21 protein-coding genes are annotated in these 26531 nt (G+C 61.9%); 13 read left to right on the top strand and 8 right to left on the bottom strand.

Annotation, left to right across the window (positions count from 1 at the left end; all coding sequences use genetic code 11):
• Positions 1-241 precede the first annotated feature (241 nt).
• The 8 genes from AO356_RS01640 to AO356_RS01675 all read left to right on the top strand — a co-directional run bounded on the left by AO356_RS01640 (position 242) and on the right by AO356_RS01675 (position 8505).
• The gene (locus tag AO356_RS01640) at positions 242-1267 is read left to right on the top strand and encodes an ABC transporter ATP-binding protein (RefSeq protein WP_060738308.1); all 1026 of its coding nucleotides are present in this window, start codon (positions 242-244) and stop codon (positions 1265-1267) included.
• A complete protein-coding gene (locus AO356_RS01645; protein WP_060738309.1) occupies positions 1264-2133 on the top strand; it encodes an ABC transporter permease in 870 nt (289 codons plus the stop codon). Before AO356_RS01640 ends, AO356_RS01645 begins: the two co-directional genes overlap by 4 nt.
• A 6-nt stretch (positions 2134-2139) precedes the next feature.
• A complete protein-coding gene (locus AO356_RS01650; protein WP_060738310.1) occupies positions 2140-2934 on the top strand; it encodes an ABC transporter permease in 795 nt (264 codons plus the stop codon).
• Between the two features lie 7 nt (positions 2935-2941).
• A complete protein-coding gene (locus AO356_RS01655; RefSeq protein WP_003199964.1) occupies positions 2942-3232 on the top strand; it encodes a (2Fe-2S)-binding protein in 291 nt (96 codons plus the stop codon).
• Between the two features lie 166 nt (positions 3233-3398).
• Entirely contained in the window at positions 3399-4754 is a 1356-nt protein-coding gene (locus tag AO356_RS01660) for an NAD(P)/FAD-dependent oxidoreductase (RefSeq protein WP_060738311.1), read from the top strand.
• Positions 4751-5866, top strand: a complete 1116-nt coding sequence (locus AO356_RS01665; RefSeq protein ID WP_060738312.1) for an NAD(P)/FAD-dependent oxidoreductase — start codon at positions 4751-4753, stop codon at positions 5864-5866. Before AO356_RS01660 ends, AO356_RS01665 begins: the two co-directional genes overlap by 4 nt.
• Positions 5867-5884: 18 nt before the next feature.
• On the top strand, positions 5885-6946 hold the full coding sequence (locus tag AO356_RS01670) for an ABC transporter substrate-binding protein (RefSeq protein ID WP_060738313.1): 1062 nt from the start codon (positions 5885-5887) through the stop codon (positions 6944-6946).
• Positions 6947-7179: 233 nt separating this feature from the next.
• Positions 7180-8505 carry a leucine-rich repeat-containing protein kinase family protein gene (locus tag AO356_RS01675; protein ID WP_060738314.1) on the top strand — a complete coding sequence of 442 codons (1326 nt, stop codon included), beginning with the start codon at positions 7180-7182 and terminating at the stop codon, positions 8503-8505.
• 188 nt (positions 8506-8693) lie between these two features.
• Here the strand turns inward: AO356_RS01675 and AO356_RS01680 are convergent, their stop codons facing one another.
• Positions 8694-9398 (bottom strand): YebC/PmpR family DNA-binding transcriptional regulator, encoded by a 705-nt coding sequence (locus tag AO356_RS01680; protein WP_003183149.1) that lies wholly within the window; start codon positions 9396-9398, stop codon positions 8694-8696.
• 219 nt (positions 9399-9617) lie between these two features.
• Here AO356_RS01680 and AO356_RS01685 point away from each other — a divergent pair, with 219 nt between their 5' ends.
• Positions 9618-11024, top strand: a complete 1407-nt coding sequence (locus AO356_RS01685) for a type VI secretion system Vgr family protein (RefSeq protein ID WP_060738315.1) — start codon at positions 9618-9620, stop codon at positions 11022-11024.
• Between the two features lie 123 nt (positions 11025-11147).
• The gene (locus AO356_RS01690) at positions 11148-11696 is read left to right on the top strand and encodes a cytochrome b (protein WP_060738316.1); all 549 of its coding nucleotides are present in this window, start codon (positions 11148-11150) and stop codon (positions 11694-11696) included.
• Positions 11697-11703: 7 nt separating this feature from the next.
• On the opposite strand, the gene AO356_RS01695 is transcribed toward AO356_RS01690, so the two are convergent.
• Positions 11704-12612 carry a 1-aminocyclopropane-1-carboxylate deaminase/D-cysteine desulfhydrase gene (locus tag AO356_RS01695; protein ID WP_060738317.1) on the bottom strand — a complete coding sequence of 303 codons (909 nt, stop codon included), beginning with the start codon at positions 12610-12612 and terminating at the stop codon, positions 11704-11706.
• A gap of 186 nt (positions 12613-12798) precedes the next feature.
• Positions 12799-14838: an FAD-dependent oxidoreductase gene (locus AO356_RS01700; RefSeq protein ID WP_060738318.1), complete on the bottom strand. Its 2040-nt coding sequence runs from the start codon at positions 14836-14838 to the stop codon at positions 12799-12801.
• Between the two features lie 239 nt (positions 14839-15077).
• On the opposite strand from AO356_RS01700, the gene AO356_RS01705 reads away from it, so the two are divergent.
• The 3 genes from AO356_RS01705 (at position 15078) to AO356_RS01715 (ending at position 18639) form a co-directional block, all read left to right on the top strand.
• Complete coding sequence (locus AO356_RS01705) at positions 15078-16295, top strand: DUF3422 domain-containing protein (RefSeq protein ID WP_060738319.1); 1218 nt, start codon at positions 15078-15080, stop codon at positions 16293-16295.
• 173 nt (positions 16296-16468) lie between these two features.
• Positions 16469-17599 carry a carbon-nitrogen hydrolase family protein gene (locus tag AO356_RS01710; protein WP_060738320.1) on the top strand — a complete coding sequence of 377 codons (1131 nt, stop codon included), beginning with the start codon at positions 16469-16471 and terminating at the stop codon, positions 17597-17599.
• A gap of 2 nt (positions 17600-17601) precedes the next feature.
• A complete protein-coding gene (locus tag AO356_RS01715) occupies positions 17602-18639 on the top strand; it encodes an AraC family transcriptional regulator (protein WP_060738321.1) in 1038 nt (345 codons plus the stop codon).
• Between the two features lie 279 nt (positions 18640-18918).
• Here the strand turns inward: AO356_RS01715 and AO356_RS01720 are convergent, their stop codons facing one another.
• From AO356_RS01720 to clpX, 5 genes are all read right to left on the bottom strand, one after another.
• Positions 18919-19812, bottom strand: coding sequence for a DUF2242 domain-containing protein (locus tag AO356_RS01720; RefSeq protein ID WP_060738322.1), 894 nt, complete (start codon positions 19810-19812; stop codon positions 18919-18921).
• Between the two features lie 344 nt (positions 19813-20156).
• Positions 20157-22028: a SurA N-terminal domain-containing protein gene (locus AO356_RS01725; RefSeq protein WP_060738323.1), complete on the bottom strand. Its 1872-nt coding sequence runs from the start codon at positions 22026-22028 to the stop codon at positions 20157-20159.
• Positions 22029-22252: 224 nt separating this feature from the next.
• Positions 22253-22525, bottom strand: a complete 273-nt coding sequence (locus AO356_RS01735) for an HU family DNA-binding protein (protein WP_002552737.1) — start codon at positions 22523-22525, stop codon at positions 22253-22255.
• A gap of 149 nt (positions 22526-22674) precedes the next feature.
• A complete protein-coding gene (lon, locus tag AO356_RS01740; protein WP_014339302.1) occupies positions 22675-25071 on the bottom strand; it encodes an endopeptidase La in 2397 nt (798 codons plus the stop codon).
• 161 nt (positions 25072-25232) lie between these two features.
• Entirely contained in the window at positions 25233-26516 is a 1284-nt protein-coding gene (gene clpX, locus AO356_RS01745) for an ATP-dependent Clp protease ATP-binding subunit ClpX (RefSeq protein ID WP_024778305.1), read from the bottom strand.
• Positions 26517-26531 lie beyond the last annotated feature (15 nt).

Here is a 26531-nt window from a genome sequence, read left to right on the forward strand (position 1 = left end):
TCTCATTATTAAATTTACTCACTGAATGAAACTGAAAATAGTCTTCATCTCAGTGAAATAGTCCATTGAGCCAATCCTATTCTTCGTCCTACTCTTCGTCCAGACAGGGGCGATTCGAACAACAGCGGCAGCCGACTCAAGGTCGAGCGCCAACGCACCCCAGCAGCACCCTTTCGTATCTGCCCATACAAAAAAGCGCGCCCTTGCGGCGACGCATAACAATCCCAGGTGGAGCGCAGCGATGGCTTTTGTGCAACTTGAAGGACTTGGCAAACGCTACGGCGACATCGACGCCGTGGTCGCCACCAACCTGTCGGTGGAAAAAGGCGAGTTTGTCTCGCTACTGGGGCCTTCCGGCTGCGGCAAGACCACAACCCTGCAAATGATTGCCGGCTTCGTCGAAGTCAGCAGCGGGCGCATCCTGCTGGACGGGCGCGACATTACCCACGCCAAGCCCGCCAGCCGTGGCCTGGGGGTAGTGTTCCAGAGCTACGCGCTGTTCCCCCACATGACCGTCAAGGACAACGTCGCCTTCGGCCTGCGCATGCGCAAAGTGGCCAACGCCGAACTGCAACAACGGGTGGACCGTGTGTTGAAACTGGTCCGCCTGGACCGCCACGCCGACCGCTACCCACGAGAACTCTCGGGCGGTCAGCGCCAACGCGTGGCACTGGCCCGGGCTTTGGTGATCGAACCGCCGGTGCTGTTGCTCGACGAGCCGCTGTCCAACCTCGACGCCAACTTGCGCGAAGAGATGCAATACGAGATTCGCCGCATCCAGCGCGAAGTCGGAATCACCACGCTGATGGTGACCCACGACCAGTCCGAAGCGCTGTCGATCAGTGACCGGGTCGTGGTGATGCAGGCCGGGCGCATCACCCAGATCGACGCGCCGTACACCCTTTACGAGCACCCGCGCACCGAGTTCATTTCCAGCTTCGTCGGCAAAGCCAACCTGCTGCCCGGCGTGCGGGACAGTGCGGGCGTCGTTCAAGCCTGCAGCCAGGCCGATGGCGAGCTGACCCTGAGCCTGCGCCCGGAAAAAATCGACTTGTGCGAGGCTGGTTCGGGGCGACTGCAAGGCACCCTCGTCAGCCGTTTTTTCCTGGGCAGCCAATGGCTGTACGGCGTGTCCACCGGCCTGGGTGAGCTCTGCGTGGTGCGCCGCAACGACGGCTCGGCGCCCTTGGTCGAAGGCACGGCGGTGGGCCTGGACTGGGATCCGGCACTGCTGCGGGTGCTGAGCGTGGACGAGGTACCGGCATGAAGCTGATCGATGCGATGCGCCGCGGTCGGCAAGGCTACCTGATGTCCGCGCCGGCCCTGGCCTTGTACCTGGGCTTGCTGGTGATTCCCTTGGGCTTGACCTTGGTCCTGTCGTTCAATGTCTTCGACTACAGTTCGGGCATCGACGGCGACGCCTATACCTTCGAGCACTACACCAGCCTGCTGGGTGATCCGTACTTCTACGAGATCTTTTTGCGCACATTCTGGATCAGCGCCCTGACCACTGTTTTGTGCGTGCTGATCGGCGTGCCCGAGGCGTACATCCTCAGCCGCATGGGCGCGCCATGGCGCTCGATTTTCCTGATTCTGATTCTCACGCCGCTGCTGATTTCGGTGGTGGTGCGGGCCTTCGGCTGGAGCCTCTTGCTCGGTGCCGACGGCCTGATCAACCAGGCCCTGCAAGCCCTCGGCAGTGCGCCAATGAAGCTGCTCTATACACCGTTCGCCGTGGTCATCGCCCTGGTCCACGTGATGTTGCCGTTCATGATCATTCCAGTCTGGACCTCGTTGCAGAAACTCGACCCGGCCGCCGAACAGGCCGCGCTGTCCCTGGGGGCGAGCCAGTTCACGGTGATCCGCAAAATAGTGTTGCCGCAAATCATGCCCGGCGTGCTGTCCGGCACCCTCATTGTGTTCGGCCTCGCCGCCAGCTCCTTCGCGATTCCCGGCCTGCTCGGCGGACGGCGCTTGAAGATGGTCGCCACGTTGATCTACGACCAGTACCTGTCGGAGCTGAACTGGCCGATGGGCGCGGCCATCGCCGTCGCGCTGCTGCTGCTCAACCTGCTGATCATGCTGTCGTGGAACCGGATGATCGAAGGCCGCTACAAGAAGTCATTGGGATAATTCGTCATGTCCAGAAACGGTCCTTTCGCGCTGCTGTTCCACGCCTTGGTGGTGGTCTTCATGCTCGCGCCGCTGGTGGTGGTCTGCCTCGTCGCCTTCACCCCGGAAAACACCCTGAGCCTGCCGACCACCGAGTTTTCCCTGCGCTGGTTTCGCGCGGTGTTCGAACGCGCGGATTTTGTCGACGCGTTCTACAACAGCTTGGTCCTGGCGTTCTGCGCGGCCTCCCTGGCGACGCTGATTGCGGTGCCGGCGGCCCTGGCGATCACCCGGCTCGCGTTCCCGGGGCGGGATTTCTTCAACGGCCTGTTCTTGTCGCCAATCATCATTCCGCACCTGGTGCTGGGGGTCGCCTTGCTGCGCCTGTTCGCGCTGATGGGCGTGAATGGCAGCTTCGCCTGGTTGATCTTCGCCCATGTGCTGGTGATCACGCCGTATGTGCTGCGCCTGGTGCTGGCCTCGGCCATCGGCCTGGACCGCAGCGCCGAACAGGCCGCGCAATCGTTGGGGGCCGGGCGCTTCACGCTGTTCCGGCAAATCACCTTGCCAATGATCCTGCCAGGGGTGGCCGGGGGCTGGCTGCTGGCGTTCATCAACAGTTTCGATGAAGTCACCCTGTCGATCTTCGTCACCTCGCCGGCCACGCAAACCTTGCCGGTGCGCATGTACGTGTACGCCACCGAATCCATCGACCCGATGATGGCGGCAGTGTCGGCGCTGGTCATCGGGCTCACCGCACTGACCATGATTCTGCTCGACCGGGTCTATGGCCTGGATCGGGTCCTGGTAGGCAAACAATGAGGGTGTCATGGCACTGCTGAAACGACTGGCCGAAGGCGACCGCCCGGCCCTGGACTTCACCCTCGACGGCCAGCCCGCCACCGGGCTGCTGGGGGACACGCTGCTGACCGCCGTGCTGACCTGCAGCGAACACCTGCGCGGCAGTGACTTCAGCGCCGAGCCCCGGGCCGGCTTCTGCCTGATGGGCGCCTGCCAGGACTGCTGGGTGCGCCTGGGCGACGGCCGCCGCGTACGCGCCTGCTCGACCCTGCTCGAAGCCGGGCAGCACATTAGCCGCGAACCGGGGCGCCAGGTATGAACATTGTCGACAGGCATGGCCTCATCGCGAGCAAGCTCGCTCCCACAGGGGATTTGCGGCGTGCACAAAACCAATATCCACAACAGATCCCATGTGGGAGCGAGCTTGCTCGCGATGACCGTTTCGACAACCCCACACATCCCCCGGCCCTGCCCGTGAGGTGGCGATGAAACCGATAGCCATCATCGGCGCCGGCCCGGCCGGTATCCGCGCCGCGCAGACCCTGGTCGCCCACGGCCTGTACCCGGTCCTGCTGGACGAAGCCGCTCGCGGTGGCGGGCAGATCTATCGGCGCCAACCGGCCAATTTCAAGCGCTCGCCTAGCGAGCTCTATGGCTTCGAAGCGCACAAGGCCAACGCCGTCCACCAGACGCTTGACGCGTTGCGCAAACAGCTCGATTACCGTCCCGACACCCTGGTGTGGAACGCCGAGGCCGGCCTGCTCGATACCCTGCATGAAGGCCGCGCCGACCGCCTCGAGTACGCCAGCGTGATCGTCGCAACCGGCGCCACCGACCGGATCCTGCCCGTGCCGGGATGGACCCTGCCCGGGGTATACAGCCTGGGCGCGGCGCAGATTGCCCTGAAGTTCCAGGGCTGCGCCATCGGCGAACGGGTGGTGTTCGCTGGCAGCGGTCCCTTGTTGTATCTGGTGGCCTATCAATACGCCCGGGCCGGCGCCAATGTGGTCGCCGTCCTCGACAGCTCGCCCTTTGGCGCCCAAGTCCGCGCCCTGCCCGGCCTGCTGGCACAACCGGCCACCCTCGCCAAGGGCCTCTACTACCGCGCCTGGCTGGCCGCCCGCGGCATCGCCGTGCATCAAGGCGCGAGCCTGACACATCTGGATGGAGAACGTCGGGTGCAGTCGCTGCAATGGCGCAATGCAAGCGGTAAACACACCCTCGACTGTGACGCGGTGGCCTTCGCCCACGGCTTGCGCAGCGAAACCCAACTGGCCGACCTGCTGGGCTGTGCGTTTACCTGGAACGCCCTCAACCGCGCCTGGCTGCCTCAACGAGACCACGCCGGGCGCAGCAGCGTGCCGGGGATTTACCTGGCCGGTGACGGCGCCGGGATCATGGGCGCCGACGCGGCGCAATTGGCCGGTGAACGGGCGGCCCTGGCCTTGCTCGAAGACCTCGGCTACTCGACCGACCCGCAGCGTTGCACGCAACTGGAAGAAACCCTTGAACGCATCGGCCGATTCCGGGAAGGCCTGGAGCGCGCCTTTGCCTTTCCTGAACACTGGGCCGCCGACGCAGCCGATCACCTGATGATCTGCCGCTGCGAAGAAGTCAGCGCGGGCGATATCCGCCGGGTAGTGGGCGAAGGCCATTGGGAGATCAACCGGGTCAAGGCCCATTGCCGGGTCGGCATGGGCCGCTGCCAGGGGCGGATGTGCGGCGCCGCTGCCGCGGAAATCATTGCCTGCGAAAGTGGCCGCGCCGTCGCCAGCATCGGCCGCTTGCGGGCCCAGGCGCCGATCAAGCCCGTGCCGTTCGGCCTGGAGGTCGAGCCATGATCGAAGTGGATGCAGTGATCATTGGTGGCGGTATCGTCGGCGCCTCGGCCGCGTTGTTCCTGAGCCAGGCCGGACGCCGGGTGGCGTTGCTGGAGCGCGACTTCTGCGGCTCGCACTCCAGCGGCGTGAACTACGGCGGTGTGCGCCGCCAGGGCCGCCCCCTGTCGCAACTGCCCCTGTCGCAACGGGCCCATGAAATCTGGCGCCAGTTGCCCCAGTTGATCGGCATCGACGGCGAGTACCAGCGCAGCGGTCATCTGAAGCTGGCCCGCAGTGCTGAAGACCTGCAAGCGCTGCACGACTACGCCGTCGCCAGCCAAGGCTTCGGCCTGGAGTTGCAACTGCTCGATCGCACCACCCTGCGCCGGCGTTTTCCGTGGGTCGGCACCGTCGCGGTCGGGGCGTCGCTGTGCCCGGATGACGGCCATGCCAATCCACGCCTGGTATCCCCAGCCTTTGCCCAGGCCGCTCGCCGGCAGGGGGCGCAAGTCCATGAACAATGCACCGTCAGCACCGTGCTGCACGACGGCCAACGCTTTGTCGTACACACCGCAGCGGGCCTGACGTTCCACGCGCCCTGGCTGCTGAACTGCGCCGGAGCCTGGGCCAGCCAGTTCGCCGCGCAATTCGGCGAAGCGGTACCGATGCACGCCGGGCACCCGGCGATGCTGGTCACCGAACCCTTGCCCCTGATCATGGACGCCAGCACCGGCGTCGAGGGTGGCGGTATCTACGCCCGCCAGGTCTCGCGCGGCAACTGCGTACTGGGAGGCGGCCAAGGCTTTGCCCTGGATGCCGCTCGCGCCCGGCCCGGCCAGAACGCCGTGCTGGAAATCCTGCGCCAGGCCGTCGAGCTCTACCCGTTTTTGGAAGGCGCCCAGGCGATTCGGACCTGGAGCGGCACCGAAGGTTACCTGCCCGATCGCCAACCGGTGATCGGCCACAGCAGCACCCAGCCCGGCCTATTGCACGCGTTCGGCTTTGCCGGCGCGGGCTTCCAGATCGGCCCGGCGGTGGGCCAGGCGCTCACCGAGATCATCTGCAGCGGGGCTTCGACCACGCCGCTGGATGCGTTTTCCATCACCCGGTTTCACTCCATCTCCGTTGCTTGATAGAGGAAGGTCGCGCCAATGAATAACGTCAAACGCAGTGCACTGTTCGGTTTCTGCTCGCTGGGCTCCGCTTGCCTGGGCGCCCTGTTCCCGGTCACCCAGGCGTTGGCCGAGCCGACGCTTTACCTGGGCATGAACGGCGGCACCATGGAGCGGCTCTACGCCGACAAGGTCTTGCCGGCGTTCGAGAAAGCCAACAATATCAAAGTGGTCATCGTGCCCGGCACCTCCGCCGACATCCTGGCGAAAGTCCAGGCCAGCAAAGGCAACCCGCAGATGCACGTGATGTTTCTCGATGACGGCATCATGTACCGCGCCATCGCCATGGGGCTCTGCGACAAGCTCGAGGACAGCCCGACCCTGGCGCAGATCCCGGCCAAGGGGCGTATCAAGGATCAGGCCGTGGCCGTCAGCCTCGGGGTGACGGGGCTGGCCTACAACACGCGGCTGTTCAAGGAAAAAGGCTGGAATACGCCCACTTCATGGATGGACCTGGCCGATCCGCGCTTCAAGGACAAAGTGGTGTTCCAGTCGATGGCCTCGTCCACCTTCGGCCTGCACGGCTTTTTGATGTTCAACCGGATCCAGGGCGGCAGCGAAACCGACGTCGAGCCAGGTTTCAAGGCGTGGCCGAACACGGTGGGGCGCAACGTGCTGGAGTACATCCCGAGCTCGGCGAAGATATCCGAAATGCTACAGACCGACGAAGCCGCGCTGTTCCCACTGACACCGACCCAGGTGACCGCGCTGAAACTCAAGGGCATGCCCGTCGAATATGCCCAGCCGAAGGAAGGCGCCGTGGTCCTCAACGTCGCCGAATGCACCATCGCGCAAAACACCCAGCCGGAACTGGCGCAAAAGCTCGCCGCTTTCCTGCTGACCCCGCAAGCCCAGGCCATTGCCCTGGAAGAAGGCGACCAGATTCCTTCCAACCCCAACACCCCGACCACCGACAAGACCCGTGGCCAGGTGGAGGCGATGAAGCAATACCTGGAAACAGCGATTGCCGTGGATTGGGACCAGGTCAACGAACAACGCCCGGCCTGGAACGCCCGTTGGAACCGCAGCATCGAGCGCTAGCCCGATTGACTGTGGCCAGCGGAGCAGCACTGTTATGGAAAAACTGCTGTGGGAGCAAGGCTTGCCCGCGATGCAGGCGCCTCGTTTTCTCAGAGACCCCGTCGTCTTCATCGCGGGCAAGCCTTGCTCCCACAGATAAATCCCCTCGCCACAGGGTGTTGTACTGAGCTGATTATTGGTTAACTGTCCGGCTACGGGCGCCAGCCCCCTCTTGATCAACAGCGAACCCTGCCATGCACACCCTCGCCCAACTACGCGCCGGCCAGCTCTCGGGCACTACCCGGCTGGACCTGGCCTGCGGCTTGACGGAGTTTCCCCGGGAAATCTTCGAGCTGGCCGACTCCCTCGAGATCCTCAACCTCAGCGGCAATCAGTTGGACACACTGCCCGACGACCTGCATCGGCTGACTCGCCTGCGCGTGCTGTTCTGTTCCGACAACCGCTTCACTGAACTGCCCGAATGCCTGGGCCGTTGCAACGCGTTGACCATGGTCGGTTTCAAGGCCAACCGCATCACCCGCGTCACGGGCGCCGCGCTGCCACCACAGCTGCGCTGGCTGATCCTGACCGACAACGACGTCAGCCACTTGCCGGACGAGCTGGGCCAACGCCCACACCTGCAAAAACTGATGCTGGCCGGCAACCGTTTGCAGCAGTTACCGGCGAGCCTGGGCCAGTGTCATCGCCTGGAACTGCTGCGCATCGCCGCCAACCAACTGACCGAACTGCCGCAATGGTTGCTGGAGCTGCCGAGCCTCAGTTGGCTGGCCTACGCCGGCAACCCACTGGAAACCCAGGCCGATGCCGCAGCCTTGAACACCACGACGCTCATCGACTGGTCGCAACTGACGCTGCAACGACAATTGGGCGAAGGCGCCTCCGGGGTGATTCACCAAGCGCTCTGGCAGACGCCCGGCCAGGTGGCTCGAAACGTCGCGGTGAAGCTGTACAAAGGCCAGATGACCAGCGACGGCTCACCCCTGCATGAAATGCATGCCTGCGTCACGGCCGGTCGACACCCGAACCTGATTGACGTGTTGGGTCAGGTCGCCGGGCACCCCGAGCAACAGGCCGGGCTGATCATGGCACTGATCGAACCCAGCTATCGCAACCTCGCCGGGCTGCCGAGCCTGGCGTCATGCACCCGCGACGTGTATGCCGATGAACTGCGCCTGAGCGCCCCGGTGGCCTTGCGCATCGCCCACGGCATCGCCTCGGTGGCGGCGCACCTGCACCATCAGGGCATCACCCATGGGGATCTGTACGGGCACAATATCCTCTGCAATGACCAGGGCGATTGCCGGCTGGGGGACTTTGGCGCGGCGTCGTTCCACGCCACGGCCGACACCGTGCAAACCCGCGCACTGCAACGCATCGAGGTGCGGGCCTTCGCAATCTTGCTGGGGGAATTGCTGGCGCGGATCGAACCGGCGCCCAGTGCCGTGGAGTTGGCAACGTTGCAGGAGCTGCAGGCACGCTGCTGTCAGCCAGACGTGCTGGCACGGCCGGGTTTTGATGAGATTGAAAGGTTGCTCAGCGAGTTCAAACACATCGACTAAACCAGCACCCCAAACTAACAAACACACGACTTATTGTGACGAGGGGATTTATCTGTGGGAGCAAGGCTTGCCCGCGATGAAGACGGCGCGGTCTCTGAAAAAACGAGATCTGCGCATCGCGGGCAAGCCTTGCTCCCACAGAGTGAACCGCACCCAAGGATAAATCCCCTCGCCACAGGGGGTAGTGCTTAACCCGCCAACCCGACAAACATGTCCTGCACGTCATCATGGTTGTCGAGGCCTTCGAGGAAGGCTTCGACTTCAGCCATCTGCTCGTCGGTCAAGCCGCTGACCGGGTTCTTCGGCTGGTAGCCCAGCTTGGCCGACAACACGGTGAAGCCCTGCTCCGGCAACGCCTTCTGCACGGCATCGAGGTCGGCGGGATCGGTGAGGAACAACGTCGCGCCGTCTTCGCCCGGCTCGAAATCCTGGGCACCGGCCTCGATGGCGGCCATTTCCGGATCGGCGTCCGGGCTGTCCGGCGCGGCTTCGATCATGCCGACATGGTTGAAGTCCCACGCCACCGAACCCGAGGCGCCCAGTTGGCCCTTGCGGAACGCGACGCGAATTTCAGCGACGGTACGGTTGATGTTATCGGTCACGCATTCAACAATCAGCGGCACCTGGTGCGGCGCGAACCCTTCGTAGGTGACGCGGTGGTATTGCACGGTTTCACCGAGCTGGCCGGAACCTTTCTTGATCGCACGTTCCAGGGTCTCGCGGGGCATCGAGGCCTTCTTCGCCTGCTCGACCACCAGACGCAAGTGCGCGTTGGTCGCGGTATCAGCACCGTTGCGCGCGGCAATGGTGATTTCCTTCACCAGTTTGCCGAAGATCTTGCCCTTGGCGTTGGCAGCCGCTTCTTTGTGTTTAACCTTCCACTGTGCGCCCATTACTCACTCTCTTGTCTGACGCGCCGAGACATCTGCCGGCCGGCGCTGTGGCGCAAGTTTATACGGCCTAAACCGGCTGATCGACCAAAAAATTCACCGTGCCGGATCGACATTTTCACAGTGTGTTGTAGGGCTTTTCTGAAATAGCGGCTCGCAAGCACCGTTCCCCCCCGTGGTTTCGTACCCTCTGGGCCTCTGTCCCTGCCAGTAGGAGGCGCGATGCGCAACGACACGGAAAGTCCCTTCAGCCTGACGCTCACGCAAAACGACTTGCAGCTGCAAGTCTTGCGCTTCAATGGCCGCGAAGCCCTCAACCAGCCGTACCGCTTTGACCTCGAACTGATCGGCCTGGCCCCACCGATAAACCCCGACCTGCTGTTGGGGCATCCGGCGTTCCTGCGCCTGGACGGCGAGTCGGGCATCCATGGGATTGTCCACAGCGTCAGCCTGAGTGCCTCGGCACCGCGGCGCATCGGCTACCGCTTGACGTTGGTGCCCTACCTGCTGCGATTGGAACAAGGCCCGCGGCGCCGGGTTTTCCATCGGCTCAGCGTGGTGCAACTGCTGCAACGCCTGCTGGAAGACAACGCTCTGCCCGCCGACAGTTACCGTTTCGAGCTGCCCCATGGGCAGTATCCGTGTCGCCCATTCTGCATCCAGTACGACGAAAGCGACCTGGCCCTCCTGCAACGCCTGTGTGAGGAAGAAGGCATTCATTACCACTTCGAACACACTCCCCAGGGCCACGTCCTGGTGTTTGCCGAAGACCCGAAGAGTTTCCCCGCGCGCCCCATCGAGCTGCCCCTGCGCCCGAACGACAACTCGATACCGGCCATCAAGCGCTTGTATTTGCGCCACCACGCGATGGTACCTGGCGTGCCTGTCGGGTTCCGTGACCGGGCCGAGACCGAAACCGAGGCCCCGGCGGCGAATCAACCCCTCGAGCAGATCGACCATGAGGCCATGCACCGCGACCCGGCCTTGACTCACCGTTACCAGGCCGGACGCCGCCATCTGGAACGGTTGCGCTGTCGACAACGGGAAATCCATGGCCACAGTGATCAATCGGCCCTGCACGGCGGCGACATCGTGCAGATCTGCGAACACCCGGTTTCCACCTTCAACGATCAATGGCTGATCACCGAGGTCCAGCATCGCGGGCGGCAGTTTTCGATCCTTGAACCGGACCTGCCCACCACACCGTCGGCCCGTGACTACCGCAACCGCTTCACCGCCATCCCCTGGTCCACCGTGTTCAGGCCGGCCCTCAAGCATCCCAAACCGTGCATTCCCGGGTATCACCTGGCCCATGTACTCGGCCGCACCGGCCAGCCGGCCCCATTCGATGAGCGCGGCCACGTGAGTGTCAGCCTCTGGGCGCCGGACCAGGAAGGCATCACGCTGCCCGTGTCACGACTGACGCTGGGCGACAGCCCTCCCCTGATGGCCGGCAGCGAAGTGCTGGTGAGCTTTCTCGATGGCGACCCCGACCGACCGGTGCTGTGCCCAGGGGCTGTCGATACCGGCGCAGGACACGCCGCCGCCCCACCGAAACCGTCCCGTGGCAATCACGAGGCCGGGCTGCTGTTGGACTGGCTGCTGAACCCGCCAGACTTCACACCCTGATCCTGCCTTTTGGCTTCTTGCCGGCAAACCTGATCTGGCTCATGCAAACCCAGCGAAACGGGCTTACAGTAAAGACACGCCGCGCTAGACGGCGCTCTGCACTGATTGTTGGAGATACCCGCAATGCCCTGGAAAAACTCGGAAAGCCGCTACAGTACCGTCACGGTAACCTTGCATTGGCTGATGCTGGTCCTGCTGGCCGTGGTTTATGCCTGCATTGAGCTGCGGGGAATTTTTCCCAAGGGCAGCGGCGGCCGGACATTGATCAAGGAAGCGCATTTCATGCTCGGCCTGACGGTGTTCGTGTTGGTCTGGCTGCGCCTGTTCGCCCGCAGCATGGGCAAGGCACCGGCGATTTTCCCGGCATCGCCTGCCTGGCAAACCATCCTCGCCCGCCTGATGCACTGGGCACTGTACCTGTTCATGATCGCCATGCCGCTGCTGGGCTGGCTGATCACCAGCGCCGAAGGGCACCAGGTGATGTTCTACGGTTTCGATCTGCCGTTGCTCATCGATCAAGACAAGGAGTTCGCCAAGCAACTGGAAGGCTGGCACGTGCTGGGCGGCACCATCGGCTATTGGTTGATTGGCCTGCATGCCTTGGCGGGGCTGTATCACCACTACGTGGTACGGGACAACACGCTGCTGCGGATGATGCCCAAACGCGGCTGATCGACCGTCAATCGAACCCTCGGCGGCCTTGCAAACCGCCGGTGTGGACAAAGACCAGGCGCGTGCCGGGGGCAAAGCCTCCCGCCTCGACCCGCGCCTTGAGCACCATCAAGGCCTTGCCGGTGTACAACGGCTCCAGTTCGATGGCCGTCGTGGTTTCGATGAAGGCCGTGAGCTCGGCATCGACCCGGGCGAACCCGCCACGGCTGCCGTCGAACAACTCATGACGCGGGCTGGAAAGCCCCGCTTCCCCCACGATGCGCTCGACCTGCCGGGCCACGCCATGGTCCGGCGGCACGGCCAGCACGCCGTAGACCGGGCGCGCGCCCGCTTCGGCCAGCACCAGTCCGGCCAGCGATGTTCCAGTACCGCAAGCCAACCACCAACCGTGATAATCCGCCCATCCCAGCGCCGCCAGTTGCTCACGGACACTGGCTACCCACGTCATGCAACCTTGCGCCCCAGGCAATCCCGAACCGCCCTCGGGCACCGGATGCAAATGTGGATAGCGGAGCTGCCACGGTCCCCAGAAATCCGCTGCGTGCCGCTCTCGGTATCCGCCATAACCCAACCAGTGCAGGTCCATGCCAAACGCTTTCAGGTCACGCACCGTCGGCGTGTCCTGGGGATGACCGCGCAACAGCCCGGCCGTGGGAAAGCCGAAGCGCTTGCGCGCCGCCGCCAGCGCATGCAAATGGTTGGAATAGGCACCGCCCAGGCTCATGATCCCTTCGGCACCGGCCTCATGGGCGGCACGCAGATGATGGACCAGCTTGAACCACTTGTTGCCGCTGATCAGCGGATCGATCCGGTCCAGGCGCAACACCGCCACTTCGACACCGGCACGGGCAAGCCAGTCCAGGTGAAGGGGTTCGAGGCGGGGTTGGGGATGCCAGTCGAGGGCGGGAAGCAGCATGGCGGCAGGCCGGGTGGGAACAGGCCGCTATCTTAACAGCTTGGTGGCGGGTGACTTCAGGTTCACCCCTCCCCACTGTGGGAGCGAGCTTGCTCGCGATAGCGGCGGATCAGCCAACATCATGCAACTGACTCACCGCAATCGCGAGCAAGCTCGCTCCCACAAGGGTTTTCCTGGGGTTGAGCCTTACAACTGCGCCGCCAACCGCGAACCCTGGTTGATCGCCCGCTTGGCATCCAGTTCCGCCGCCACGTCGGCACCGCCGATGAGGTGAACGGTCTGCCCCGCCGCTTCCAGGCCTTCCTGCAGCTCACGCAGCGGATCCTGGCCGGCGCAGATCACGATGTTATCCACGGCCAGCACTTGCGGCTCGCCGGTTTCGCCGATGCGAATGTGCAGCCCGTCATCGTCGATCTTCAGGTATTCGACGCTGTTGAGCATCTGCACCTGCTTGTTCTTCAGGCCCGTGCGATGAATCCAGCCGGTGGTCTTGCCCAGGCCGTCACCGACCTTCGAGGTCTTGCGTTGCAGCAGGAACACCTGGCGCGCCGGTGCATGGGGTTCAGCCTTGATCCCAGCCACGCCGCCGCGGGCCTCGAGGTGGGTGTCAATGCCCCACTCCTTCCAGAACGCCTCGCGGTCCTGGCTGGTGGCGACGCCCTGGTGAACCAGGAACTCCGACACGTCGAAGCCAATACCGCCGGCACCGATCACCGCGACGCTGCGGCCCACCGGCTTGCGCTCAAGGATCACGTCCAGGTAGCTCAAGACCTTGGCATGCTCCACCCCGGGAATCGCCGGCACGCGTGGGGCGATGCCGGTGGCGAGGATGATCTCGTCGTAACCGCCAGCCACCAATTGCGCCACATCCACCCGGGTGTCGAGGCACAACTCGACATGGCTGGTCTGCAATTTGCGTTTGAAGTAGCGCAGGGTTTCGAAGAACTCTTCCTTGCCCGGCACACGCTTGGCAATGTTGAACTGACCACCGATTTCACTGGCCGAATCGAACAGCGTCACCAGGTGCCCACGTTCGGCCGCCACCGTGGCCGCGGACAACCCGGCCGGGCCGGCACCGACCACGGCGATTTTCTTCACCTGGGTCACCGGCAGGTAGTTCAGCTCGGTTTCATGGCAGGCCCGTGGGTTGACCAGGCAACTGGTGAGCTTGCCGCCAAAGGTGTGATCCAGGCACGCCTGGTTGCAGCCGATGCAGGTATTGATTTCATCGCTGCGGCCGGCAGCGGCCTTGTTGACGAACTCTGGATCGGCCAGGAACGGTCGCGCCATGGAGACCATGTCGGCATCGCCTTCGGCCAAGATCTGCTCGGCCACTTCCGGGGTGTTGATGCGGTTGGTGGTAATCAGTGGGATGCTCACCGAACCGCGCAGCTTGGCCGTGACTTTGCTGAACGCCGCCCGCGGAACCTTGGTGGCGATGGTAGGAATGCGTGCTTCGTGCCAACCGATACCGGTGTTGATGATCGTCGCGCCGGCCTGCTCGATGGCCTTGGCCAATAGGACGATTTCGTCCCAGGTGCTGCCGCCTTCCACCAGATCGAGCATCGACAGGCGAAAGATAATGATGAAATTCGGGCCTACCGCTTCGCGCACCCGGCGGACGATCTCCACCGGCAGGCGCATGCGGTTTTCATAGCTGCCGCCCCAACGGTCGGTGCGGTGGTTGGTGTGGGCCGCCAGGAACTGGTTAATGAAATAACCTTCCGACCCCATGATCTCGACGCCGTCGTATTCGGCCTTCTGGGCCAGGACCGAGCAGGTGACGAAATCGCTGATCTGCTTCTCGATTCCCTCCTCGTCCAGTTCCTTGGGCTTGAACGGGTTGATCGGCGCCTGGATCGCGCTCGGTGCCACTTGCTTGGGGCTGTAGGCATAGCGCCCGGCGTGAAGAATCTGCATGCAGATCTTGCCACCGGCCTCGTGCACGGCCCGGGTCACGATCCGGTGCTTGAGCGCCTCTTCTTCGGTGGTCAGCTTCGCCGCGCCGGAATAGACACCCCCCTCGTCGTTCGGCCCGATCCCGCCGGTGACCATCAGGCCCACGCCGCCCCGGGCGCGCTCGGCAAAATACGCCGCCATGCGTTCGAAGCCGCCGGGTTTCTCTTCCAGACCGGTGTGCATCGAACCCATCAGGGTACGGTTGCGCAACGTGGTGAAACCCAGGTCCAGCGGGGCCAGCAGATGCGGGTAATGGGAGGCGGTCATCGGTAACTCCACAACGGGCGATCACGGAAAAAAGCGCAGCTCTGCGGCATGCGTCTGTCATGGCCCACAGCGTAAGAGTCCGGATGCGGGTGCTCAATGACCGTAACTGACAAGTTAATGATCCAAATGTGCAGCGCACCGATCAGCCGTGCGTGACTCTCGGTGGAATGCACCAGTCCTATCAACGCTGGTCCAGGTGCTCCCCCCTAAAATAACCCTAATAACACGGTCGCCCTCGCATGCATCCCCAACGAAAAATGCTGCACAACGAGTTGCACGCCCGCCCGTCGCTGTACTTCGACGAACCGGCCCACGTCTTCCACCTGGCGTTTCTGGGCGACAATGCCCAGTGCGACGCGCTGCTCGAGCGACTGTGCCCCGATACCGTCACCACGCAGGCCGCACAAGGCATCACCCGCCTGGAAGGACATCCGCTGAAGTGGGAACGCCACGCCGAGTTCTTCACCCTGACCCTGGTCGTGCCGGCCAGCAGCAATGAGTTGCAATGGACGACGCTGCCCGAAAGCCTTGCCCGGGGGATCGAAGGTCACGCCCAGCACCTCATCAATGCCGTTCAGGTGGTGGTGCGCGCAGAAGCCGGTCTCGACCTGCCCAGCTACGGTTTCAAGGACCCTTGCGGTTCATGCGTGGGCGGTGGCGATGCCGTGGTCTGGAGCGATTTTCGCCTGACCGAGGACGGCACCAATCGCCTGCTGTTCATCAACCGACGGCTCAACGCGTATCGCCAGGGGCGCATGATCCGGCGCCTGCTGGAAATCGAGACCTATCGCATGATGGCGTCCTTGTCGCTCAACATCGCCAAGGCACTGGACCCGCAACTGAACGAATTCGATCGGACCCTGGTGAGCCTGTCCGAACGCAACGCCAATGCCAGCGGCGTGCATGCCAAGGCCCTGCTGGAGGACATCGCCCTGCTGTCTCGCCAGGTGGTCAGCAGCACGGTCAGGAATCGCCACCGCTTCAGCGCAACCCGCGCCTACGCACAATTGGTGTTCGAACGCCTGGGGGAGTTGCGTGAAAGTCACCTGGGGGATTGCCAGCGACTGGGCGTGTTCATCGAACGGCGCTTCAAACCCACGGTGCGTTATTGCGCAGCCACCGAACAGCGCCTCGAACAACTGGCGATGAGCGTCGCCAACCTGGGTGATCTGCTGCAAGCCCGCGTGCAAGTGGAGATGGAAGACCAGAACGCCGAGATCCTGCGCAGCCTCAATGCCCGTGCCGATGCACAGATCAAGATCCAGCGCGCGGTGGAAGGCCTGTCGATCATTGCCATCACCTACTACCTGATCAACCTGTTCAAGTTGGTCTACAGCGGGTTGCATACCTTGGGCGCGAACCTCTCGGCCCGTGAAGCGCTGCTGGGCATGACGCCACCGGTGCTGTTGATCATGCTGCTGATTCTGATCCGGATCAGAAAGGCCAAAAGTCACTAGCGCGCCTTGCCGGCGCAGAGGGTGTCCAAAGATTCCTTGGACACCCTCTGCGGGGGCTTGCCGGGCGTACAAATCAGCGCCCGCCCTTCGCTAATCCCTTGTTTTACCGTACCCTGCCCCGTAGCTCCTGATGAAAAATCACGAACCTGCACACGGCCGCTGACTGTTCCCCCATGCGCAAATTTTTGTACCTGCTGTTTTCACTGGCCTTGATTGCCGCCCTGGTCACCTACGCACTGTGGACGACCGATCGTCCTGCGGGTCATTACCTGTCAGACCTGCGTATCAACCTGGCGGTCGACCAGGGCACGCCCGCCGACCGCGGCAACCTGCTGGGCATCCAGCCTGAACTGTTCCCCACCGACTACCAGAGCCCCGAGCGCCTGCACCGCAAACTGGCGGCCTACCTGCAGGCGGCTCGCGACCAGGGTTTTCTCAATGCCAAGACCGTGGTGGTCCTGCCCGAGCACATCGGCACCTGGTTGATGATCGGTGGCGAAAAAGACGAGTTGTACCAGGCCACCACCCTGAAGGAAGCCATGCACTGGATGGCGGTCAGCAATCCACTGGCGTTTATCCAGGCGCTGGTCAGTGCCCAAGGCGATAACCGCCTGGAGGATGCCAACCTGCGCATGAAAGCCCAGGGCATGGCCCGCGACTATCAAGCGCTGTTCGGCGGACTGGCCAAGGAGTTCGGCGTCACCCTGGTGGCCGGCTCCATCGTGCTGCCCGAGCCCAGCGTCAGCGACGGCGAGCTGAAGATTGGCCGCGGCGCCCTGTACAACAGCAGCCTTGTGTTCAGCAGCGATGGCCGGCCGATCGGCCAGCCGCAACGCCAACGACATCCGGTCTTCGAACAGCAGGATGTGCTGGGCGCCGACCATCCGGTCCCACCCCTCGTCATAGACACCCCCGCCGGGCGCCTGGGCGTGCTGATCGGCAGCGACAGCTGGTACCCGCTCCACTACCGGCAGCTCAACGAACAGGGCGCGCAACTGATCGCGGTGCCCGCCTTCATCATCGGTCGCGGCGCCTGGGACAAGCCCTGGAGCGGTTATAAGGGCCTGTCCACACCGAGCGAAGTGAGCCTCAAGCCCGGTGAAGTGAGCGAGGGGCAAGCCTGGCATCGCCTGACATTGACCGGTCAATTGCCCATCAGCCAAGCCCTGGGCGGTGTCAGCGTGTTCCTGCGTGGCCAGTTCTGGGACAGCGGCAGCGCCGGCCAGAGTTTCATCAGCCACAACGGCCAGCACTTCCCCGATGGCGAAGCCCGTGGCGCGCGCCTGCTTAACCTGTGGTTGTGAGCATGAAACCGCAGCCGATGCGCCTGGGGGACCTGTCAGTAGGTTTCGTCCACAGCCTGGCTGACGCAATTGCCAGCCATGGGCAGGACCCCAAGCCTTTGCTGGAGCAGTACGGCCTCGATGCCGCGCGCCTGGCCGAGCCCGGCGCACGCCTGTCGATCCCACGCTACATGCGCCTGGGCCACGCCGCGATTCAACAGACCCAGGACCCGGCCCTGGGCCTGCGCATGGGTCAGCTCGGGCGCTTGAGCCAGGCCGGGCTGGCGGGCGTTACCGCTGCCCAGGCACCGACCGTGCGCGAGGCGGCCCGCTGCATGATCCGCTTCGAGCCGCTGTATGGCTCCAACTATCGCGGCCAATCGAGTTTTCATGAGGATGCCCGCGGCGCTTGGCTACGGTTCTATTCCATCAGCCCGTATAACGCCTACAACCGCTTCGTGGTGGATTCGATCATCGCCGGCTGGCTGGCCCAACTGTCCAGCGTCAGCGGCATCGCGCTGCGGCCCGAACGCATCGAAATCGAATTCGAGGAACCGGCGTACCTGGAGGCTTACCGCACGCTCGGTGACTGCCCGATCCAGTTTGGCGCCGAACAGAATCAACTGCGACTGGGCCTGGACAGCCTCGCCCAGCGCAACCCACAGCATTGCCCCAGCACCTGGCACCATATGGTTCAATTGTGTGAGCGGGAACTGGAACAACTGACCCGCACCCGCAGCCTGCGTGAGCGCATCATTCAATTGCTGGGACCGTTGCTCAGCGGGGGCCGGGAACCCGACCTGGAAGAAGTGGCGGCCCGCCTGAAACTGCCGACCTGGACCCTGCGGCGCAAGCTGGCCGAGGAAGGCACGCAATTTCGCGCCATCCTCAACGACACCCGCCGCGACTTGGCCATGACCTACATACGCGATACCGAACTGGCGTTCGGCGAAATCGCCTACTTGTTGGGGTTTGCCTCAGCCGAGGCCTTTCAACGAGCCTTCAAACGCTGGAACGACCAGACGCCCGGGGAATTTCGTCGTAGTCACAGAGGGCGTTGAGCTTCAAGCGCTAGCCTGTTCTCCTACAACTCCGTTGCATCTTCGGCGGGTTCCAGCGGGTCCAGTTCATAGGCCTGGTATTCCAGCAGCTCTTCCTGATAATCGTCCATTACGTGTCCTTCCCCTGTTATTGAATCCAATGCCTGATGGCGCTGGCATCAGCATAAAGCTGCTTTATGAACAAAACATGAAGCAAAGGCTTCATGAATTAAACGTAGCACAGGGTCGGGAAATTACCGCGTGAAGTGTGACAGGGCGTAACGCCCTGCCACGGGAAGCTCAGGAAGCCGGAAGCGGCTGGATCGGCTCGCTCGGGGCCGGTAACGAGCTGGACGGTGGTGGTGGCGGTGTCACGGTTTCCGTCGTCGGCGCAGACTCGAACGACTCAGGCGCAATCGGCGCTGGCTCGCTCGGCGGTGCGACGGGTTCCGACACCGCAGGGGCGGTTTCGACGGGGGCCGGCGCAGCCTCCTCTACCGGCGTGGCTGCTGCGGGTGCAGGCGCAACCGGTTCCGACGCAGGTGCTGCAGCTGGAGCCGGAGCCGGAGCCGGCATCAAGGCGGCCGGCTCAGCCTTGGTTTCCGGGACACCCAGCTCAGTTTTTGGCTTATCGGCATTCTCGGCCTTCTCGGCAGCTTTCTTCGCTTCGGGGGGCAGGAACAGCTCCACCAAGGCAAAGAAACGCTCATAGAACTTGGCCGCCGACACGGTTTCGCTGGCGACCTTGACCATCGAATCGTCCGAAGAGCCGATCGGCATCGACACCGACCCCAGCACGCCCACCCCCAGGCTGGCGGAGTTGTTGGTTTTCTTCAGGGCATAACGGTCCTGCAGGGCGTTGGCGAACATGGTCGCACGGTGTCCGGCACCACCGTCCTCGGCACAGACCAGATTGAAACTGATCTCCATGTGGGTCTCGCCGGTCTGCTGGAAACTCTTGTGGCCACTGACCAGCTTCGGATCGCTGCTGGTGATGATGTAGCCCTGGCTGAGCAACGCCCGGCGCCCGGCCTCGCAGGTCGCCGCGTCACTCACGGGATAAGTGCGCGAGAACGTGCCGGAATCATCGAAGTTCTCGTGCTCGTAGATGGCGGCTTTCTTCGACGAGCAACCGGCTGCGGCGGCCAGCACCAATGCAAGCCCGACGGTGCGCATGTGAAATGATTTGAACATTGAACATCCTGAGAGAAACGGTCCGGGGCGTATTGTGCAACAGAACGCGACCTGGCAGCGTGGCTAATCTTGTTTCAAGGGGGTTACAAGTTTACTGGGGGTTGTTTGCAGGAAAAAGACGCTAATCCGGTGGATCGACGAACACCCGCTTTTGGGCAACAAGCTGATACAAAAACCCTGGCATTTTGGCCCGATGCGGTTCACTTGAGCCGTTACCGAAGAAATAGATGCCCCCCTCACCCTCCCCAAAAAAACCAAAAAAAAACGGCGCTTCCCATTTCTGAAGAAGCGCCGTTTTTTCAAGTGAGCAGCATCACAGCCAGGTTTGAAAAAGCATCAAGCGATTAGAAACGCTTGATATCCGCCTGACTCTCCAACTGCTTGCGATAGGCCGCGAAGTCCTGCTGACCCACACGGGACGCAAGGTAGCGACGATATTCCGCTTTCTCTTCGTCAGTCGGTGCCGCCGCTTCGTTCACGCCGTTCAGACGCACGACCACCAGGCTGCCGTCAGGCAAGGTCACGCTGCTGAACGTCGGCTTGTCCTTGGACTCAGGCTTGGGCATGCGGAACAGTGCTTGCAACACCGCTGGGTCGATGCCTTCCTGGTTGCGGGTGGCCGCCTCGGTGGGTTTCCAGCCTTGGCCGTCAACCGCTTTGTCCAATGCCGTCTTACCGTCGCGCAGACTGGCAATCAGCTCGTCGGCGCGGGTCTTGGCCGCTGCGCTGGCGTGTTCCTTGGTCAGTTGCGCACGAATCGGCCCGGCCACTTTTTCCAGGGGCAGTTGCTCAGGCTTGCGGTGTTCCTTGGCACGCAGCACCACGACGGTTTCCGGGTCCAGTTCGATGGCGGTGCTGTTGGCACCTTCATCCAGCACTTCCGGGCTGAACGCCGCAGTGACCACGGCACGGTTGGCCGCAATCCCTTCACCGCCTTCACGACCGAACGGGGCCGATGTGTGGACGGTCAGCTTCAGGTCCTGAGCCGGCTGCGCCAGGTCGGACGCTTCGAACGAGGCATCCTCCAGTTGCTTGGTCGCCTCCACGAAACGCTGCTCCACCTGCTGAGTCTTCAACTCACGAGTCAGCTTGTCCTTGAGACTGGCGAAGGTCGGCACTTCGGGCGCCTCGACACCCAGCAGCTTGATCAGGTGCAGACCGAAATCGGTGCGGACCGGTGCCGAGACCTGGTCCTTGCTCAAGGCGTACAAGGCCTTTTCGAATTCCGGATCGTAGACGCCTGGGCCGGCATAGCCGAGATCGCCGCCATTGTTCGCCGAACCCGGATCCTGGGAAAACTCCTTCGCCAGGGCTTCAAACGACTCGCCTTTGGCCAGGCGAGCCTGGATCTCTTCGATCTTCGCCTTGGCCTGGGCTTCGGTCACCTTGTCATTCACTTCGATCAGGATGTGCGCAGCGCGACGCTGCTCGGACAGGTTGGCGATTTCTTTCTGATAGGCCGCTTGCAGGTCTTCGTCCTTGACGCTGACCTGATCGAAGAAAGAGGCTTTCTTCAGCTCGAGGTAATCGATGACCACCTGGTCAGGCGTCATGAATTCCTTGGCGTGTTGGTCGTAGTAAGCCTTGACCTCATCATCGGTCAGCTTCACCGACGCAGGATCGGCCTTGATGCTCAAGGTGGCGAAATCACGGGTCTGCTTTTCCAGGCGGGCGAATGCCAACACTTGGGCATCGGTGACAAAACCGCTGCCCGCCAGGCCGGCGCGCAACTGACCGATCAGCATTTCCTGAGCCAGCATCTGGCGGAATTGCATACGGCTGTAACCCAACTGGCGAATCACCTGATCGAAACGCTCGGCACTGAATTTGCCATCGACCTGGAACTCAGGCGTTTGCAGGATGACTTGATCGAGCGCAGCTTCGGAGAAAGCGAATTTCGCATCGTGTGCGCCTTGCAGCAACAACTTGCGGTCGATCAGGCCCTTGAGCGCCGAATCGCGCAGCATTTTTTCGTCCAGCAGGGAGGCGTCGAAATCCTTGCCCAGCTGTTGCATGAGCTGACGGCGTTGCATGTCGACCGCCTGGCTCAGCTCGTTCTGGCTGATATTTTCGCCGTTGACCTTGGCCGCGTCGTTACTGTTGGTAGTAGCTTGGAAAATGGCATCGAAACCGGTCAACGCCATCAATGCGACGATGACCCCGATGATGGTCTTGGCAATCCAGCCTTGTGAATTGTCCCTGATATTCTGCAGCATGCGTCCCCCAGAAACGGTTGAACTTCAAATTTAGGCAACCGTGGAGCGTGGGTAGAATCCGGATAGAAGAAAGGCGCATCCGAGGATGCGCCTTCTCGTAACTGGCGGAGCGGACCGGGCTCGAACCTGCAAGCCCTGGCGTGCCAGGCCGGTTGTAACCGGCCATATTACCGCTCCGCTGCCAAGCCAGGCATGACCCCGACCCGGATAAACTCAACGAAACCTTAGTTAACGGCTTCTTTCAGTGCTTTACCAGCTTTGAAGCCTGGCTTTTTGGCAGCAGCGATTTCCAGCGTCTTACCGGTCTGCGGGTTGCGACCGATACGAGCAGGACGATCGGTCACGGAGAAGGTGCCGAAACCAACCAGAACAACGGAGTCGCCAGCCTTGAGAGCGCCAGTGACGGATTCGATTACAGCGTCCAGCGCACGGCCAGCAGCAGCTTTCGGGATATCAGCGGATGCAGCGATAGCATCAATCAGTTCCGACTTGTTCACTCTAAGTCCCCTTATATCTATTTGAGATGATTCTAAGTTTTTTTGGTGAAAGCAAAAACGAGTGCTGAATGGCCTGCAGACACTTAAGAGCCGCTTTATAACAAGGGCTCTAAAAAACTGTCAAGGAAGGCCCTCCAGGCCAATGCGTATTAATGCGTGCTAATTCTTTCCTTAGAGTCAGACTCTCGCTTTTCTTCCTTCGCGACAATCTCAGGAGCCACATCCGGCAAGGGCTCCGGCGCGTATTGCAGCGCAATTTGCAGGACCTCGTCAATCCATTTAACCGGTTTGATCTGAAGATCTTGCTTGATGTTGTCAGGAATTTCCTTCAGATCGCGGACATTCTCTTCGGGAATGATCACGATCTTGATCCCGCCACGGTGTGCCGCCAGCAGTTTTTCCTTCAGGCCGCCAATCGCCAGGACCTGGCCGCGCAGCGTGATTTCACCCGTCATGGCGACATCGGCGCGCACCGGGATGCCGGTCAATGCCGAGACCAGGGCCGTGCACATGCCTACACCGGCGCTTGGACCGTCCTTGGGCGTAGCCCCTTCAGGCATGTGGATGTGTGTGTCGCGCTTCTCATGGAAGTCCAGGGGAATGCCCAGGCTTCGGGCACGACTGCGCACCACCGTCAGCGCCGCGGTGATCGACTCGACCATCACGTCGCCCAGGGAACCGGTCTTGATCAGTTGCCCCTTGCCCGGTACCACGGCCGCTTCGATGGTCAGCAACTCACCACCGACCTGAGTCCACGCCAGGCCAGTCACCTGGCCGATCTGGTCCTGCTGCTCGGCCAGGCCGTAGCGGAACTTGCGCACACCCAGGAAGTGCTCCAGCAGGTCCGCAGTGACCTTGACCGCGAAGCGTTTTTCCAGCGCATGTTCCTTGACTGCCTTGCGGCAGACCTTGGCAATCTGCCGCTCCAGGCCACGCACGCCGGCTTCGCGGGTGTAGTAGCGGATGATGTCGCGAATCGCTTCCTCGTCGAATTCCAGCTCGCCTTTTTTCAGCCCGTTGGCCTGGATCTGCTTGGGCGAAAGGTACTTCACGGCGATGTTGATCTTCTCGTCCTCGGTGTAGCCCGGTAGACGAATCACCTCCATCCGGTCCAGCAATGCCGGCGGAATGTTCATGGAGTTGGAGGTGCAGAGGAACATCACGTCCGACAGGTCGTAGTCGACCTCAAGGTAGTGATCGTTGAAATTGTGATTCTGCTCGGGATCGAGCACTTCGAGCAACGCAGAAGCGGGATCGCCGCGCATGTCGCTGCCCATCTTGTCGATTTCGTCCAAAAGGAACAGCGGATTGCGCACGCCGACCTTTGTCATTTTTTGAATCAATCTTCCTGGCATCGAACCGATGTAGGTCCGGCGATGACCACGAATTTCCGCCTCGTCACGCACGCCACCCAAGGCCATGCGTACGAATTTGCGGTTGGTCGCGTGGGCAATCGACTCCGCGAGGGAGGTTTTACCAACCCCGGGAGGACCGACCAGGCACAGGACCGGGCCGCGAATCTTTTTCACGCGTTTCTGTACGGCGAGATACTCGAGGATGCGCTCCTTGACCTCTTCCAGGCCGTAATGGTCGGCGTCGAGGATGTCTTCAGCCCGCGCCAGGTCCAGACGTACCTTGCTCTGGGCTTTCCACGGCACCTGGACCAGCCAGTCGATGTAGGAGCGCACCACGGTGGCTTCGGCAGACATCGGCGACATTTGCTTGAGCTTGTTCAACTCAGCCTGAGCCTTGGCCAAGGCATCCTTGGGCAAGCCAGCGGCATCGATGCGCTTTTTCAGCTCTTCGATTTCGTTGTGACCTTCGTCGCCATCGCCCAGCTCTTTCTGAATGGCCTTCATCTGCTCATTCAGGTAGTACTCGCGCTGGCTGCGCTCCATCTGCTTCTTGACGCGACCGCGAATGCGTTTCTCGACCTGCAACAGATCGATCTCGCCGTCGAGCAATGCCAACACGTGCTCGACACGGGCAGACAGGTCGATAATCTCGAGGATTTCCTGCTTCTGCTCGATCTTGAGGGCCATGTGGGCCGCCATCGTATCGACCAGCCGCCCAGGCTCGTCAATGCTATTGAGCGACGACAGGACCTCTGCAGGCACCTTCTTGCCCAGTTGCACGTATTGTTCGAACTGCGACAGCAGGCTGCGGACAAACACCTCTGATTCACGCTCGGGCGCATCGACTTCTTCGATCAGCGACACTTCGGCCCGGCAATGGCCGTCCACTTCGCTGAAACGTTCGACAGTCCCGCGCTGCTCGCCTTCGACCAGGACCTTGACGGTGCCGTCGGGCAACTTGAGCAATTGCAGAACCGTTGCAATCGTACCTACGCGATACAGTGCGTCTTCGCCGGGATCATCGTCGGCTGGATTTCTCTGAGCCAGCAGAAGAATCTGCTTGTCACCCGTCATCGCAGCCTCGAGGGCTTCGATGGACTTCTCGCGCCCCACGAACAGCGGGATAACCATGTGCGGATACACCACGACATCGCGCAATGGCAGGAGAGGCAATTCGATGGTTGTCTTCATGATTTCGCCTCTACGGCGGCCCTAGGGCCGGAAACAGATGGAAGTAAGCTTGAAACCAAGATGGGGGCAGCCTTGAAAAAAAACAAGCGCTAAGACACGTCTAAAACACGCTAAAAGCAAAGGGGCCCGAAGGCCCCTTCTTTATTCCGGCAGCGGGACGCTTATGCGTCCGGTGCGGCCTTGGCAGCCGGCTCACTGTTTTCATAGATATACAGTGGCTTGGACTTGCCTTCTATAACGCTTTCGTCGATCACGACTTTACTCACCTCGGACTGCGAGGGGATTTCATACATCGTGTCGAGCAATACGCCTTCGAGAATCGAGCGCAACCCACGGGCACCGGTCTTACGCTCCAGGGCACGTTTGGCGACCGATTTCAGCGCGTCGGAACGGAATTCCAGGTCTACACCTTCCATTTCGAACAGCTTGGCATACTGCTTGGTCAGGGCGTTTTTCGGCTCGGTCAGAATCTGCATCAACGCCGCTTCATCCAACTCATCCAGCGTCGCCAGGACTGGCAGACGACCGACGAATTCCGGGATCAGACCGAACTTGACCAGATCGTCAGGCTCGACTTCACGCAGGGACTCACCGACCTTCTTGCCCTCTTCCTTGCTGCGTACTTCGGCATTGAAACCGATGCCACCACGGGTGGAACGGTTTTGAATAACCTTTTCCAGGCCGGAGAACGCACCACCGCAGATGAACAGGATGTTACGGGTGTCGACCTGCAGGAATTCCTGCTGCGGATGCTTGCGACCACCTTGGGGTGGAACGGAAGCGACCGTACCTTCGATCAACTTGAGCAAGGCCTGCTGCACGCCTTCACCGGAAACATCCCGGGTGATGGACGGGTTGTCGGACTTGCGGGAAATCTTGTCGATTTCATCGATGTAGACAATACCCATCTGGGCTTTTTCCACATCGTAGTCGCACTTCTGCAACAACTTCTGAATGATGTTCTCGACATCTTCACCTACATAACCCGCCTCGGTGAGAGTGGTTGCGTCGGCGATGGTGAACGGAACGTTCAGCAAACGAGCCAGGGTTTCGGCAAGCAGGGTCTTACCCGAGCCTGTCGGGCCGATCAGCAGGATGTTGCTCTTGCCGAGTTCGACCTCGTCATTCTTTTTGTCACGCTGGTTCAGGCGCTTGTAGTGGTTGTACACCGCTACGGCCAGTACCTTTTTCGCACGTTCCTGACCAATCACATACTGATCAAGGATGCCGCTGATTTCTTTAGGCGAAGGCAATTTATGCGCGCTGCTCTCGGCCTGGGCTTCCTGCACCTCCTCGCGGATGATGTCATTGCACAGGTCGACGCACTCGTCGCAAATGAAGACCGAGGGGCCGGCAATCAATTTGCGCACTTCATGCTGGCTTTTGCCACAGAAGGAGCAATAAAGCAGTTTGCCGTTGTCCTCGCCGTTGCGGGTGTCAGTCATTCGATCGATCCAAAT

Origin of the sequence: Pseudomonas fluorescens, assembly GCF_001307275.1 — a bacterium.
Classification (GTDB): domain Bacteria; phylum Pseudomonadota; class Gammaproteobacteria; order Pseudomonadales; family Pseudomonadaceae; genus Aquipseudomonas; species Aquipseudomonas fluorescens_AA.

Coding starts and splice junctions, on each gene's coding strand:
- AO356_RS01645 (WP_060738309.1), top strand. CDS start 1,264: ATGAAGCTGATCGATGCGATGCGCCGCGGTCGGCAAGGCTACCTGATG.
- AO356_RS01655 (WP_003199964.1), top strand. CDS start 2,942: ATGGCACTGCTGAAACGACTGGCCGAAGGCGACCGCCCGGCCCTGGAC.
- AO356_RS01720 (WP_060738322.1), bottom strand. CDS start 19,812: ATGTTCAAATCATTTCACATGCGCACCGTCGGGCTTGCATTGGTGCTG.
- lon (WP_014339302.1), bottom strand. CDS start 25,071: ATGAAGACAACCATCGAATTGCCTCTCCTGCCATTGCGCGATGTCGTG.
- AO356_RS01660 (WP_060738311.1), top strand. CDS start 3,399: ATGAAACCGATAGCCATCATCGGCGCCGGCCCGGCCGGTATCCGCGCC.
- AO356_RS01705 (WP_060738319.1), top strand. CDS start 15,078: ATGCATCCCCAACGAAAAATGCTGCACAACGAGTTGCACGCCCGCCCG.
- AO356_RS01680 (WP_003183149.1), bottom strand. CDS start 9,398: ATGGGCGCACAGTGGAAGGTTAAACACAAAGAAGCGGCTGCCAACGCC.
- AO356_RS01670 (WP_060738313.1), top strand. CDS start 5,885: ATGAATAACGTCAAACGCAGTGCACTGTTCGGTTTCTGCTCGCTGGGC.
- AO356_RS01640 (WP_060738308.1), top strand. CDS start 242: ATGGCTTTTGTGCAACTTGAAGGACTTGGCAAACGCTACGGCGACATC.
- AO356_RS01690 (WP_060738316.1), top strand. CDS start 11,148: ATGCCCTGGAAAAACTCGGAAAGCCGCTACAGTACCGTCACGGTAACC.
- clpX (WP_024778305.1), bottom strand. CDS start 26,516: ATGACTGACACCCGCAACGGCGAGGACAACGGCAAACTGCTTTATTGC.
- AO356_RS01725 (WP_060738323.1), bottom strand. CDS start 22,028: ATGCTGCAGAATATCAGGGACAATTCACAAGGCTGGATTGCCAAGACC.
- AO356_RS01650 (WP_060738310.1), top strand. CDS start 2,140: ATGTCCAGAAACGGTCCTTTCGCGCTGCTGTTCCACGCCTTGGTGGTG.
- AO356_RS01675 (WP_060738314.1), top strand. CDS start 7,180: ATGCACACCCTCGCCCAACTACGCGCCGGCCAGCTCTCGGGCACTACC.
- AO356_RS01665 (WP_060738312.1), top strand. CDS start 4,751: ATGATCGAAGTGGATGCAGTGATCATTGGTGGCGGTATCGTCGGCGCC.
- AO356_RS01695 (WP_060738317.1), bottom strand. CDS start 12,612: ATGCTGCTTCCCGCCCTCGACTGGCATCCCCAACCCCGCCTCGAACCC.
- AO356_RS01715 (WP_060738321.1), top strand. CDS start 17,602: ATGAAACCGCAGCCGATGCGCCTGGGGGACCTGTCAGTAGGTTTCGTC.
- AO356_RS01710 (WP_060738320.1), top strand. CDS start 16,469: ATGCGCAAATTTTTGTACCTGCTGTTTTCACTGGCCTTGATTGCCGCC.
- AO356_RS01700 (WP_060738318.1), bottom strand. CDS start 14,838: ATGACCGCCTCCCATTACCCGCATCTGCTGGCCCCGCTGGACCTGGGT.
- AO356_RS01685 (WP_060738315.1), top strand. CDS start 9,618: ATGCGCAACGACACGGAAAGTCCCTTCAGCCTGACGCTCACGCAAAAC.